The organism is Pseudomonas sp. TNT2022 ID1044, assembly GCF_028656895.1.
In the GTDB taxonomy this organism is placed as follows: domain Bacteria; phylum Pseudomonadota; class Gammaproteobacteria; order Pseudomonadales; family Pseudomonadaceae; genus Aquipseudomonas; species Aquipseudomonas reinekei.
Map to the genome: position 1 here is coordinate 364,964 of NZ_JAMDHB010000006.1, position 13,711 is coordinate 378,674.

General features: G+C 61.1%; 12 protein-coding genes and 1 pseudogene. 7 read left to right on the forward strand and 6 right to left on the reverse strand.

The genetic code is table 11. The features are described from left to right. Nucleotides 1-17 precede the first annotated feature (17 nt). From M5G20_RS09980 to ppx, 4 genes are all read left to right on the forward strand, one after another. Nucleotides 18-686, forward strand: coding sequence for an amino acid ABC transporter permease (locus M5G20_RS09980; RefSeq protein WP_075946427.1), 669 nt, complete (start codon nucleotides 18-20; stop codon nucleotides 684-686). Beyond that, nucleotides 683-1,333 carry an amino acid ABC transporter permease gene (locus tag M5G20_RS09985; protein WP_075946428.1) on the forward strand — a complete coding sequence of 217 codons (651 nt, stop codon included), beginning with the start codon at nucleotides 683-685 and terminating at the stop codon, nucleotides 1,331-1,333. The genes M5G20_RS09980 and M5G20_RS09985 overlap by 4 nt, the downstream gene beginning before the upstream one ends. Beyond that, a complete protein-coding gene (locus tag M5G20_RS09990; protein WP_273919002.1) occupies nucleotides 1,320-2,057 on the forward strand; it encodes an amino acid ABC transporter ATP-binding protein in 738 nt (245 codons plus the stop codon). The genes M5G20_RS09985 and M5G20_RS09990 overlap by 14 nt, the downstream gene beginning before the upstream one ends. 208 nt (nucleotides 2,058-2,265) lie before the next feature. Beyond that, the gene (ppx, locus tag M5G20_RS09995; RefSeq protein WP_273919003.1) at nucleotides 2,266-3,768 is read left to right on the forward strand and encodes an exopolyphosphatase; all 1,503 of its coding nucleotides are present in this window, start codon (nucleotides 2,266-2,268) and stop codon (nucleotides 3,766-3,768) included. Nucleotides 3,769-3,921: 153 nt separating this feature from the next. Here ppx and ppk1 read toward each other — a convergent pair whose 3' ends face one another. Beyond that, nucleotides 3,922-6,144, reverse strand: coding sequence for a polyphosphate kinase 1 (gene ppk1, locus M5G20_RS10000; protein ID WP_273919004.1), 2,223 nt, complete (start codon nucleotides 6,142-6,144; stop codon nucleotides 3,922-3,924). 18 nt (nucleotides 6,145-6,162) lie between these two features. Next, entirely contained in the window at nucleotides 6,163-7,176 is a 1,014-nt protein-coding gene (gene hemB, locus M5G20_RS10005; RefSeq protein ID WP_008015467.1) for a porphobilinogen synthase, read from the reverse strand. Nucleotides 7,177-7,381: 205 nt separating this feature from the next. Here hemB and M5G20_RS10010 point away from each other — a divergent pair, with 205 nt between their 5' ends. Next, entirely contained in the window at nucleotides 7,382-8,011 is a 630-nt protein-coding gene (locus M5G20_RS10010; protein ID WP_075946432.1) for a DedA family protein, read from the forward strand. Here the strand turns inward: M5G20_RS10010 and M5G20_RS10015 are convergent. Beyond that, entirely contained in the window at nucleotides 7,995-9,227 is a 1,233-nt protein-coding gene (locus M5G20_RS10015) for a sterol desaturase family protein (RefSeq protein ID WP_273919005.1), read from the reverse strand. The two genes, M5G20_RS10010 and M5G20_RS10015, sit on opposite strands and share 17 nt — an antisense overlap. Nucleotides 9,228-9,342: 115 nt before the next feature. Here M5G20_RS10015 and elbB point away from each other — a divergent pair, with 115 nt between their 5' ends. After that, entirely contained in the window at nucleotides 9,343-10,011 is a 669-nt protein-coding gene (gene elbB, locus M5G20_RS10020) for an isoprenoid biosynthesis glyoxalase ElbB (RefSeq protein ID WP_273919006.1), read from the forward strand. 26 nt (nucleotides 10,012-10,037) lie between these two features. Here the strand turns inward: elbB and M5G20_RS10025 are convergent, their stop codons facing one another. Together M5G20_RS10025 and M5G20_RS10030 are read right to left on the reverse strand one after the other, a co-directional pair. Continuing rightward, nucleotides 10,038-10,493, reverse strand: a complete 456-nt coding sequence (locus tag M5G20_RS10025; RefSeq protein ID WP_273919007.1) for a YaiI/YqxD family protein — start codon at nucleotides 10,491-10,493, stop codon at nucleotides 10,038-10,040. A gap of 108 nt (nucleotides 10,494-10,601) precedes the next feature. Continuing rightward, entirely contained in the window at nucleotides 10,602-12,500 is a 1,899-nt protein-coding gene (locus M5G20_RS10030) for an FTR1 family protein (protein WP_273919008.1), read from the reverse strand. A 242-nt stretch (nucleotides 12,501-12,742) separates the two neighbouring features. Here M5G20_RS10030 and M5G20_RS10035 point away from each other — a divergent pair. Beyond that, nucleotides 12,743-12,961, forward strand: a pseudogene (locus tag M5G20_RS10035) (penicillin-binding protein activator LpoB); the annotation flags it as partial. Nucleotides 12,962-13,076: 115 nt separating this feature from the next. Here M5G20_RS10035 and rhtB read toward each other — a convergent pair. After that, a complete protein-coding gene (rhtB, locus tag M5G20_RS10040; RefSeq protein ID WP_273919009.1) occupies nucleotides 13,077-13,709 on the reverse strand; it encodes a homoserine/homoserine lactone efflux protein in 633 nt (210 codons plus the stop codon). Nucleotides 13,710-13,711: the final 2 nt, after the last annotated feature.

Genomic DNA, 13,711 nt, shown 5'->3' on the forward strand with positions numbered 1-13,711 from the left:
CGCGCAGGAGACACGCTATGGCTTATCAGTTCGATTTCTTGCCGGTGGTACACAACACCGATCTATTGCTGCGCGGTGCGTTGTTCACCCTTGAGCTGACGGCCATCGGCGCGGTGCTCGGCGTTGGGCTGGGCATCGTCGGGGCACTGGTACGGGCGTGGAACATTCGCCCGTTCGCCGGGATCTTCGCGGTCTACGTCGAGTTGATCCGCAACACGCCATTTCTGGTGCAGTTGTTTTTCATCTTCTTCGGCTTGCCGTCACTGGGGGTGCAGATTTCCGAATGGCAAGCCGCGGTGCTGGCGATGGTGATCAACCTTGGCGCCTATTCCACCGAGATTATCCGCGCGGGCATTCAGGCGATCCCTCGGGGGCAACTGGAAGCCGCCGCCGCGTTGGCGATGACTCGCTTCGAGGCGTTTCGCCACGTGGTGCTGCTGCCGGCGCTGGGCAAGGTCTGGCCGGCCCTGAGCAGCCAGATCATCATCGTCATGCTCGGCTCGGCAGTCTGCTCGCAGATCGCTACCGAAGAGCTGAGCTTCGCCGCCAACTTCATTCAGTCGCGCAACTTCCGCGCCTTTGAAACCTACGCGCTGACCACCTTGCTCTATCTGTGCATGGCGTTGCTGATCCGTCAGTTGCTGAACTGGATCGGCAATCGCTACATCGCGAGGAACAGCCGATGAGCGATTTCACCTTCTGGGACATCGTGCGCAACCTGCTCACAGGCCTGCAATGGACGCTGGCGTTGTCGCTGGTGGCGTTCATCGGCGGCGGTGTGATCGGTTTGCTGATCATGGTCATGCGCATTTCGAAAAAAACCCTGCCGCGCAGCTTCGCCCGCACTTACATCGAGCTGTTCCAGGGCACACCGCTGTTGATGCAATTGTTTCTGGTGTTCTTCGGCGTGGCGTTGGCCGGGATCGAGATTTCGCCGTGGATGGCGGCGGCGATTGCCCTGACGCTGTTCACCAGCGCCTATCTGGCGGAGATCTGGCGCGGTTGCGTCGACTCGATCCCCAACGGCCAGTGGGAAGCCTCGTCGAGCCTGGCGCTTAACCCGCTGGAGCAGCTGCGCTACGTGATCCTGCCGCAAGCCCTGCGCATCGCCGTGGCGCCCACCGTGGGCTTTTCGGTGCAAGTGGTCAAAGGCACAGCGGTGACCTCGATCATCGGCTTCACCGAGCTGACCAAGACCGGCGGCATGCTCGCCAACGCCACCTTCGAACCTTTCATGGTCTACGGCCTCGTCGCCCTCGGCTATTTCCTGCTCTGTTACCCCTTGTCCCTCAGCGCGCGCTACCTGGAAAGGAGACTGCATGCCTCTGCTTAGAATTTCCGCCCTGCATAAATACTACGGCGATCACCATGTGCTCAAAGGCATCGACCTGAGCGTCGAGGAAGGCCAGGTGGTAGCGATTATCGGCCGCAGCGGCTCGGGAAAGTCGACCTTGCTGCGCACCCTCAACGGGCTGGAGTCGATCAACGACGGCGTGATCGAAGTCGACGGCGAATACCTCGACGCCGCCCGGGCCGACCTGCGCAGCCTGCGGCAGAAGGTTGGCATGGTGTTTCAGCAGTTCAACCTGTTCCCGCACTTGACGGTGGGCGAAAACGTGATGCTCGCACCGCAAGTGGTGCAAAAAGTCCCCAAAGCCAAAGCTGCTGAACTGGCGCGGCAGATGCTGGAAAGGGTTGGATTGGGTGAGAAGTTCGATGCTTTCCCTGATCGACTGTCCGGCGGGCAGCAACAAAGGGTGGCGATTGCCCGGGCGCTGGCGATGTCGCCGAAGGTTTTGTTGTGTGACGAAATCACCTCCGCGCTGGACCCGGAGCTGGTCAACGAAGTGCTGAGCGTGGTTCGGCAACTGGCCAAGGAAGGCATGACGCTGATCATGGTCACCCACGAAATGCGCTTTGCCCGGGAGGTTGGGGATAAGTTGGTCTTCATGCACATGGGCAAGGTGCATGAGGTGGGTGATCCGAAGGTTTTGTTTGCCAATCCGCAGACCGCGGAGCTGGCCAACTTCATTGGCACTGTTGAAGCGACAGCCTGAAACAACCTCATTGTCTTTAATGCCCTCATCGCTAGCAGGCTAGCTCCCACAGGGGTACGCATTCCAATGTGGGAGCCAGCCTGCTGGCGATTGACCGCGTAGCGGGCACCGACTTTCCTGCACTGGATCAAGGCTTTGAACACTGCGCGTTGGCGGCAGCCTTTGATCGTGGCACGATGTCGAGGTTATCGACCGAGACCCCCTGACCATGCCGCAATCTCAAGCCAAGAATCTGTCCCTGATCGCCGCAATCGACCTGGGCTCCAACAGTTTTCACATGGTCGTGGCCAAGGCCCAGAACGGCGAAATCCGTATTCTCGAGCGTCTCGGGGAGAAGGTTCAGCTGGCGGCCGGCATCGACGATGAGCGCCAGCTCAGCGAAGAATCCATGCAGCGCGGGCTCGATTGCCTCAAGCGTTTTGCGCAACTGATCAACGGTATGCCGCTCGGCGCCGTACGGATTGTTGGCACCAACGCCCTGCGTGAAGCCCGCAACCGCGCTGAATTCATCCACCGCGCCGAAAAAATCCTCGGCCACCCGGTGGAAGTCATCTCTGGCCGTGAAGAAGCGCGCCTGATCTACCTCGGCGTGTCCCACACCCTCGCCGACACCCCGGGCAAGCGCCTGGTGGCCGACATCGGCGGTGGCAGTACCGAATTCATCATCGGCCAGCGCTTCGAACCGCTGCTGCGCGAAAGCCTGCAAATGGGCTGCGTCAGCTACACCCAGCGCTATTTCAAGGATGGCAAGATCACCCCGGCCCGCTACGCCCAGGCGTACACCGCGGCGCGGCTGGAGATCATGAGCATCGAACACGCCCTGCATCGCCTGACCTGGGATGAAGCCATCGGCTCTTCCGGCACCATCCGCGCCATCGGCCTGGCGCTGAAGGCCGGTGGTTACGGCTCGGGCGAAGTGAACGCCGAAGGCCTGGCCTGGCTCAAGCGCAAGCTGATCAAGCTCGGCGATGTCGAGAAAATCGACTTCGAAGGCATCAAGCCGGACCGTCGGGCGATCTTCCCGGCGGGCCTGGCGATCCTCGAAGCGATCTTCGATTCCCTAGAGCTGCAACGCATGGATCACTGCGAAGGTGCCCTGCGTGAAGGCGTGCTGTATGACCTGCTCGGTCGCCATCATCACGAAGACGTGCGCGAACGCACCCTGACTTCGCTGATGGAGCGTTATCACGTCGATCTGGAACAAGCGGCGCGGGTCGAGCGCAAAGCCCTGCATGCCTTCGATCAGGTGGCCAAGGATTGGGACCTGGAAGACGGCGTCTGGCGCGAACTGCTCGGCTGGGCGGCCAAGGTCCACGAGGTGGGTCTGGACATCGCTCACTACCAGTACCACAAGCACGGCGCCTACCTGATCGAGCACTCGGACCTGGCCGGGTTCTCCCGCGAAGACCAGCTGATGCTCGCACTGTTGGTGCGCGGCCATCGTCGCAACATCCCCAAGGACAAATTCGCCGACTTCGGTGATGACGGCATCAAGCTGATTCGCCTGTGCGTGCTGCTGCGCTTCGCGATCCTGTTCCACCACATCCGCGGCACCCAGCAAATGCCTCAGGTCGAGCTCAACGCCAACGGCAATCAACTGGAAGTGGTGTTCCCGAAAGACTGGCTGGATGAAAACCAGCTGACCCAGGCCGACTTCGAAATTGAAGCGCAGTGGCTGACGCGGGTCGATATCGTCCTCAAGGCCCGCTGAAATTCGCGCTGTAGGAGCCGGCTTGCTGGCGATGCAGCATCACGCCATGCGGTAACTGAACGTCCGCCCTCGCTGGCAAGCCAGCTCCTACAGGGGTCGGTGTAAACAAAAATGGCGATCCGCAGGGATCGCCATTTTTTTAACGGACCGGCGTTACCGCACAGCCAGAATCGGACTGCCCAACCGTTCCAGCAACGTCGCCTGGGCGCTGCGCGGGTTCTGGTTGCCGGTTGGCGTGTTACGGATGTAACGACCGTCGGACTGCAGGCTCCAGCTGTGGGTGTTATCGGTGAGATACAGCTCCAGCTCCTTCTTGACCCGCATGATCAGCTTCTTGCCTTCCACCGGGAAGCAAGTCTCGACGCGCTTGTCGAGGTTGCGCTCCATCCAGTCGGCACTGGAGAGGAACATCTGCTCGTCGCCGCCATTGAGGAAGTAGAAGACCCGGGTGTGTTCCAGGAAACGACCGATGATCGAGCGCACGTGAATGTTGTGCGAAACCCCGGCAATGCCCGGCCGCAGGCAGCACATGCCACGAACGATGAGATCGATGCGTACGCCCGACTGACTGGCCTTGTACAACGCGCGGATGATCTTCGGATCGGTCAGCGAATTGAACTTGGCAATGATGTGCGCCGGTTTGCCGTCAAGGGCGAACTGGGTCTCGCGGGCAATCATGTCGAGCATGCCCTTCTTCAGGGTGAACGGCGCATGCAGCAACTTCTTCATGCGCAGGGTTTTACCCATGCCGATCAACTGGCTGAACAGTTTGCCGACGTCTTCGCACAAGGCGTCGTCGGAGGTCAGCAGGCTGTAGTCGGTGTACAGGCGAGCGTTGCCGGCGTGGTAGTTACCGGTGCCGAGGTGCGCGTAACGCACGATTTCACCGGCCTCGCGGCGCAGGATCAGCATCATCTTGGCGTGGGTCTTGAAGCCGACCACACCGTAGATCACCACCGCACCGGCCGCTTGCAGACGGCTGGCCAGCTGCAGGTTGGACTCTTCGTCGAACCGCGCGCGCAGTTCGATCACCGCCGTGACTTCCTTGCCGTTTCGCGCCGCATCCACCAGCGCATCGACGATTTCCGAGTTGGCGCCGGAACGGTACAACGTCTGGCGCACCGCCAATACGTGCGGGTCCTTGGCGGCCTGGCGCAGCAGGTCGACCACCGGCGTGAACGACTCGAACGGGTGCAACAGCAGGATATCCTGCTTGCTGATCACGCTGAAGATGTTCTCGCTGTTTTGCAGCAGTTTCGGGATCTGCGGCGTGAACGGCAGGTATTGCAGCTCGCGCTGGCTGTCCAGGCCGGTGATGCTGAACAGACGCGTCAGGTTCACCGGACCGTTGACCTGATACAACTCGGTCTCGCCCAGGTTGAACTGCTTGAGCAGGTAGTCGGACAGGTGTTTCGGGCAGGTGTCGGCGACTTCAAGACGCACCGCATCACCGTAGCGACGCGAAAACAGCTCACCGCGCAGGGCGCGGGCCAGGTCTTCCACGTCTTCGGAATCGAGCGCCAGGTCGGCGTTTCGGGTCAGGCGGAACTGGTAGCAGCCCTTGACCTTCATGCCCTGGAACAGGTCATCGGCGTGAGCATGGATCATCGACGACAGGAACACATAGTTGTCGCCGGCGCCACCGACTTCTTCCGGGACCTTGATGATGCGCGGCAGCAGGCGCGGTGCCGGGATGATCGCCAGACCGGAGTCGCGACCGAAGGCGTCGATGCCTTCGAGCTCGACGATGAAGTTCAGACTCTTGTTCACCAGCAACGGGAACGGGTGCGTCGGGTCGAGGCCGATCGGGGTGATGATCGGTGCGATCTCGTCGCGGAAATAACGGCGTACCCAGGTTTTGAGCTTGGTCGTCCAGTGGCGACGACGGATAAACCGGACCTGATGTTTTTCCAGCTCCGGCAACAGAATGTCGTTGAGAATCGCGTACTGGCGGTCAACGTGACCGTGCACCAGTTCGCTGATGCGCGCCAGGGCCTGGTGCGGCTGCAGGCCATCGGCCCCCGCCTGCTCACGGGCGAAGGTGATCTGCTTTTTCAGGCCGGCGACGCGAATTTCGAAGAACTCGTCCAGGTTGCTGGAGAAGATCAACAGGAACTTCAGCCGCTCCAGCAACGGGTAGGACTCATCCAGCGCCTGTTCCAGCACGCGGATGTTGAACTGCAGTTGCGACAACTCGCGATGGATGTACAGGCTGCTGTCATCCAGGCCGGGAATGGCAATCGCCGGCGGCGCCGGGGCGGGCTCGGTCACCGTCGCGGGCGGAGCAGGCTCCAGCTCCGGCGGGGTCTCGGCGATTTGCTCCACCACCGGTTGAGCGTCTTGTACGGCAACTTCCGTGAGTCCTTCGGTATTCATCACATGTTCCTGGGAGGGCTATTTTTGCTCTCGTAACAATTGAGCGGCACGGACGGCAAAGTACGTCAGGATGCCATCAGCGCCTGCACGTTTAAAGGCGGTCAGGGATTCGAGGATAACCCCTTCGCTCAACCAGCCATTCTGGATCGCGGCCATGTGCATGGCGTACTCGCCACTGACTTGATAAACAAACGTTGGTACTTTGAATTCTTCTTTGACCCGGCAGAGGATGTCCAGGTACGGCATGCCTGGCTTGACCATGACCATGTCTGCGCCTTCTGACAAGTCCGCCGCCACTTCGTGCAGGGCTTCGTTGCTGTTGGCCGGGTCCATCTGATAGGAGGCCTTGTTGGCCTTGCCCAGGTTCAGCGCCGAACCGACCGCATCGCGGAACGGGCCGTAATAGGCGCTGGCGTACTTCGCCGAGTAGGCCATGATCCGCACGTTGACGTGACCGGCCACTTCGAGGGCTTCGCGGATTGCCTGGATGCGACCGTCCATCATGTCCGACGGGGCCACCACCTGAGCACCGGCTTCGGCGTGGGACAGGGCTTGCCTGACCAGTGCGTCGACGGTGATGTCGTTCTGCACGTAGCCTTCTTCGTCGAGGATGCCGTCCTGGCCGTGAGTGGTGAACGGGTCGAGGGCAACGTCGGTGATTACTCCCAGCTCAGGGAATTGCGCACGCAAGGCACGGGTCGCGCGCTGGGCGATGCCCTCAGGGTTCCATGCCTCGGCGGCGTCCAGTGACTTCAGTTCTGCCGGGGTCACCGGGAACAGGGCCAACGCCGGAATTCCCAGCTCGACCCACTTGGCCGCTTCTTCGAGCAACAGGTCGATGGTCAGACGCTCGACACCCGGCATCGAAGCCACTGCTTCACGACGGTTTTCACCATCCAGCACGAACACCGGCAAAATCAGGTCATCGACGGTCAATACGTTTTCACGAACCAGTCGACGCGAGAAATCATCGCGGCGGTTACGGCGCAGGCGGGTTGCAGGGAACAAACGGTTGGCGGGGGTGAAGCTCACGGCAGACTCCTGAGCCCGCAGGCGTGCGAGCGTGACAGTTATAAGCGGCCATTATGACGAACGTGTGACAGTTGTGCGCACACCGCGACATGTAGCCGCATTCCATTGTCGTTGCAGGAAATCTTCACGTCGAGACACATTTGGACACTTTCCTGAATGTGTATGAAGGGTTAGGCTGCGCGTTCATTTCGCCAGCACCCAGACAATGCTCCAACAATTTCTGCATGACTTCGGCTACTTTGCCTTGTTCCTCGGCACGTTTTTCGAAGGCGAAACCATTCTGGTGCTCGCAGGCTTCCTCGCGTTCCGTGGATACATGGACATCAACCTGGTGGTGGTCGTGGCGTTCTGTGGCAGTTATGCCGGCGATCAGCTGTGGTACTTCCTGGGACGCAAGCACGGGCGCAAGTTGCTGGCGCGCAAACCGCGCTGGCAAATGATGGGTGACCGGGCGCTGGAACACATCCGCAAGCACCCGGACATCTGGGTCCTGAGCTTCCGCTTCGTCTACGGACTGCGCACGGTGATGCCGGTAGCGATCGGCCTGTCGGGCTATCCACCGGGACGCTACCTGTTGCTCAACGGGATTGGCGCGGCGATCTGGGCCACCGCGCTGGCGGCCGCCGCCTATCACTTTGGCGCGGTCCTGGAAGGCATGCTCGGCAGCATCAAGAAGTACGAACTGTGGGTGCTCGGCGCCCTGCTCATCCTGGGCCTGGGCCTGTGGCTGCGCCGGCGCTTCAAGAATGCCCGCCTGGCCAGACAGATCTACGCCGACGAGCAGGCCCTGAAAGCCGAACAGGCCAAGACCGGCGAAACTAAGCCAGTCGAGTGAAGCGGTTTCTGCAGCAGTAGAGACCGATACCGCTCAGCAGGCTGTAACTGAGCAGGCCGATCCAGCCCACTGCGCTGGCCGGCCACAGCCCCACCAACGGCGCCAGCCACACCAGCGGCATGTTAGACGCCAGCCGCAGCAACTCCAGCTTGAACGCCCACGGGCGATTCTCCAGGGCTACGCCCAGCACGAACAATCCCAGTGCCACGGCGCCCCAACCCAGCACCAACGCGGCGGTCGGCAGGCTCGGCTCCAGGTTCATCAAATAGCTGCCCAGGGCGATGTAGACACAGAACTGGATCAGCACGTAAAGCTGCTGGCGTCCGTCCAGCGGCACCTCGAACTTACGGAACTGGCTCAAGTCCGGCTTGTTCATCGGGTATTTGGCCGCCACGTCCGCCGGCCGCCAACCGGTGCGCATAAACCAGATCCGCAGCTTGTCCCAAACGCTTTGCGCACGCCGCGCATCCGCCCACAACTGTGCGTAGAACTGCACGTTCGCCCACAGTGGATTCCAGCTCGCCAGCGGCGTGGTCACGCCGAAAATCACCGGTTCGTTGTCGTCCTCTTCCTGGAACGAGCCGAACAGACGGTCCCAAATAATGAACACCCCGCCGTAGTTGCGATCCATGTAGAGAGCGTTCTGTGCATGGTGAGCCCGATGATTGGATGGCGTGACGAAGAACCACTCGAACCAGCCGAGCTTGGGAATGTGCCGCGTATGCACCCAAAACTGGTACAGCAGGTTGAGCGCGGCGACGCTGACGAACACCAGCAACGGCACGCCGGCCACGGCCATGGGCAGGTAGAAGATCCAGCTCAGCAAAAACCCGGTGCTGGTCTGGCGCAGGGCGGTGGAGAGGTTGTAGTCCTCGCTCTGGTGATGCACCGAATGCGCAGCCCAGAGAATGTTGCGCTCATGGCCCATGCGGTGCAGCCAGTAGTAACAGAAGTCATAGAACACGAAGGCGAATACCCAGACCCAGACGCTGTCCGCCGAGAGTTCGAACAGCGCGAGGTGCTCGAGGGCAAACGCATAGGTGACCAGTCCCACGCCCTTGGTCAGCAGGCCCGTGGTAGTCGACAACACACCAGTGCTGATGCTGTTGATCGCGTCTGCCAGCCGATAGTGACTGACCCCGCGCCAGCGGTCGGCCACCAGTTCGATGGCAATCAACACAAAGAAAAACGGCACCGCATACAGAATGAAGTCCATGACGCGCCCTGATCGGAATCTTGAGGACAGATGCTAGGTGTAGCCGCGAATTAACCCTATGGCAACGAGTGACAAATTAGTGGACATTTAACGCCATGAATCTGGAGAAAAGCCCATGAGCAAAAAAGTTGCAGTGATCCTTTCCGGCTGTGGCGTGTACGACGGCGCCGAGATCTACGAGAGCGTCATAACCCTGCTGCGCCTGGACCAGCGCGGCGCGCAGGTGCAGTGTTTCGCACCGAACATTGCGCAGCTGCACGTGATCAACCACCTGACCGGCGAAGAAATGCCCGAGTCGCGCAATGTGCTGGTGGAGTCGGCGCGCATCGCTCGTGGCGAGATCAAGGACATCCGCGAAGCAGATGCCGAAGACTTCGATGCGCTGATCATTCCCGGCGGTTTCGGTTCGGCCAAGAACCTCTCCAACTTTGCCATCGAAGGCATCGGGTGCACCGTGCAACCCGACGTTCTGGCGTTGACTGAAGCCTTTGCCGAAGCTGGCAAACCGATGGGGTTGATCTGTATCTCGCCGGCGCTGGCAGCAAAAATCTATGGCCCGGGCGTAACCTGCACCATTGGCAACGATGCCGATACGGCGACGGCAATGAACAAGATGGGCGCCACCCACCAAGAGTGCGCCGTCAGCGACATCGTTGAAGACAAGGCGCGCAAACTGGTGAGCACCCCGGCGTACATGCTGGCGCAATCGATCAGTGAGGCGGCGTCGGGGATCAACAAACTGGTGGACCGCGTCCTCGAACTGACTCACGAAAACGACGCCTGATCCCTCACCACAAAGGCTGCATTCGCTCAGGGTTTTCGGGATAAGCGCGTCAAGATCCGGTCCAGCGCATTGGCAAACGCCTGCTTCTCACGCTCGCCAAACGGCGCTGGCCCGCCGCTCATCTGCCCTTGCTCGCGCAAATCCGTGTACAGGTTGCGCACCGCCAGCCGGTCGCCCATGTTCTGCGCATCGAACTCCTTGCCCCGCGGGTCCAGCGCCGCAACGCCCTTCTTCACCAAACGGTCGGCCAGCGGCACATCGCTGCAAATCACCAGCTCACCGGGAACCGCGTGTTCCACCAGATAGTCATCGGCCGCGTCCGGGCCGCTCGGCACTACGATCAACTTCACCCGCGCCAGACCCGGCTTGATCTGAGGCTGCCCTGCCACCAGCACCACTTCGAATTGGCGCTTGAGGGCGAACTTCACTACCAGGTCCTTGGCCGCCCGCGGGCAGGCGTCGGCATCGATCCATACGCGCATCTGTTTTTCCTCTTCCAAAAAGCATCGCGGGCAAGCCACTCCCACAAGGTTAACGCTAAAACCTGTGGGAGCGGGCTTGCCCGCGATGGTGAGCGCAGCGAATGCTGTTTAAGAAGCAGCCACCCGCCGTTTCTCAGCCACCCAACTACGGCCATACAACACAACAATCGCAGCAATCGCCACCGCCTGCGCCGTCAGCGAATACACATCGGCATGAATCCCCAGCCAGTCGAATTCAAAGAACGGCACCGGTCGCGTGCCGAAGATCCCAGCCTCCTGCAACGCCTTCACGCCATGCCCGGCGAACACCACCGACAGCGCGCACAACAGGGCCGCGTTGATGCTGAAAAACAGCGTCAACGGCAGTTTCGCCGAACCGCGCAAAATCACCCAGGCCAGGCCCACCAGCAACACCAGCGCCGTGGCGCCACCGGCCAGCACGGCATCGTGACCAGCAGGGCCGGCCTGCAGCCACAGGGTTTCGTAGAACAGAATCACTTCGAACAGCTCGCGATACACCGAGAAGAACGCCAGGATCGCAAAGCCGAAACGCCCGCCGCCGCCCACCAGACTGCTCTTGATGTAATCCTGCCAGGCCGCAGCGTGACGACGGTCGTGCATCCAGACGCCGAGCCATAGCACCATGACGCTGGCAAACAACGCCGTTGCGCCTTCAAGCAGCTCACGCTGGGAACCGCTGACATCGATCACGTACGCCGCCAGCGCCCAGGTCCCCAGACCCGCCAACAGCGCCAGGCCCCAACCGACGTTAACGCTGCGCACCGCCGATTGCTGGCCGGTGTTACGCAGGAAGGCGAGAATCGCCGCCAGCACCAGAATCGCTTCCAGCCCTTCACGCAGAAGGATCAGCAAACCGGAAATGTAGCTCAGGGACCCGCTCAAACCATCGCTGCCCAACAAGCCGGCAGAGACTTTCAGTTTGGCCTTGGCCGCCTCCAGACGCTGCTCGACCTGCTCCAGCGGCAAGCCATCCTGCAACGCCTGACGGTAAGCCATCAGTGATTTTTCCGTGTCTTTGCGCACATTGGCGTCGACGTTGTCCAGGGAGCTCTCGACCAGTTCGAAACCTTCCAGGTAGGCCGCTACCGACAGGTCATAGGCCTGATCGTGCTCGCCAGTACGGTATGCCGCAACGCTTTTGTCCAGGGTCGCGGCGGTGTAGTCGAGCAATTGCGCCGGGCCACGCTTGACCTGCGGCGGCTGTGCCCGTTGTGCGCGGAAAGTCGCAGCGGCTTGCGGACCGTCGACGGCCTGCACTTCGGCCGGGGTCTGGCGGGCCAGATCGGCAATGTTGTAGACCTTGTCGCTGCTGGCGGTCGCCGGATCGGCGCTGAAGCTGGCGATGTAGGTGGCCAGGTCCCAACGCTGACGATCATCGAGCTGATCGGCGAACGCGGGCATGTCTGTGCCTTCCACGCCCAGGCTCAGGGTGTTGTAGATCGCGTAGAGACTCAGGTGATCCAGGCGCGCGTTATCACGCAGATTGGCCGGAGCCGGCGACAGACCAACGCCCGCCGGGCCATCGCCCGCGCCGGTGTCGCCATGGCACACCGAGCAATGCTGGGCGTAGAGCGGCGCGCCTCGGGTCGGGTCCGGGGTGATGATCGGGGCTTGGCTGACTTCATAAGCCACCGCCAGTTTTGCGCCCAGTTGCCGCGCCTGACGGGCAACCTCGGCCCCCTCCTGACGCGCAGCAATCGCGCTGCGCAACGTGCCGATGCCCTGCTCCAGCGCAGCCTTTTCCGGTTTCGCCGGCATGGCCGCTACCAATCCTTGCAGGGCCTGGGCGAATTCCAGCTGCTCGCGGTACTCGGACTCGTTGACGACCTTGCCTGCTTGTACCGCTGCCGGGTAGTCCGCGCCGATGTAGTCGAGTAAATGCAATGCTTGCGGTGCGCCCTCCACGGTGTCGGCCAGCAGATTGAAACTGCACAGGGCGAACACAGGCGCTAGCAGCCAGGCCAGGAAACGGGACGGGGCAATCATGAATGAATCTCAGTTGGAAACACGAAGTAACATATTGTTCACTCCCAATCACTTTCACTCAAGCTTTGTTGTGCTTTGTTGTGCTTTGTTGTGCTTTGGTCGCAAGGTCGCCCCGGCGCCCGCCAGTGGGTCCCCATCAGCCCGACCAGCAAGTGCGGCTGCTCAAACCTTCAGGGAAGAAACACCCATGGCATCCCGCGCCCTTATCTTCATCGCGCTCAGCGCCGTGACCTTGTTGTCCGGCTGGGGGCGAAGGCCAGGACACCAAACTGGTGAATGGCCGGGACATCAAAGTCTCGCTGAACCGCCCGCGCGTCGTGCGTGAAGTGTCCAAGGCATTGGGTGAGGATGTGGCCGCGCAGTTGAGCCAACAGCTGGGCGGCGGGAGTGAAGAACGGCCTGGGCAGGCCAGACAGCGCAATAACCTGCCGGCGGATACCGCTCCGGTGATTCTGCGCTGATGCCTGATACGAAAAAGGCGCCCTGAAAAGGTCGCCTTTTTTGTGCCTCATGAGCGGTACGGGGGAGGCTTTATGTGGCGAGCAAGCTCGCTCGCCACCATGGAACGCTTTGGTTTTAAACGGCGGCTTTACGCAACGTTGCCATGAACGCCGCCGCGCCAATGAACAGCCCGGCGAAGGTGCGGTTCATGCGTTTTTGCTGCTTGGGTGTGCGCAACAGGCGCAGCACTTTGGAGGCCAGCCCGGTGTACCCGGCCATGACGATCAGGTCGACGAAGATCATGGTCACACCGATGATCACGTACTGGAGCAGCAGCGGCGCGTGCGGATCAATGAACTGTGGCAACACCGCCAGCATGAACACCAGCGCCTTGGGGTTGCTGATGTTCACCAGGAAGCCACGGAACACCAGCGCCATCGGCTTGCCAATCTGGCGCACCGCCGCGTCGTCGGTCATGTCGCTGGGCAGCGCGCGCCATTGTTTGATCGCCAGATACACCAGGTACGCCACACCGAACCATTTGATCGCATAAAAGGCCGTGGCAGAGGCGGTAAGAATTGCACCGACACCGGCGCCGACAATCGCAATCTGCACCGCAAGACCCAGTTGCAGACCGAGGGCGTTCCAGTAACCGCGCCAGAAACCGTATTGCAAACCGCTGGACATCGACGCAATGGCGCCGGCGCCTGGGGACAGACTGATCACCCAGCACGCGGCAAAAAACGCCAGCCATGTTTGAAGCTCCATTG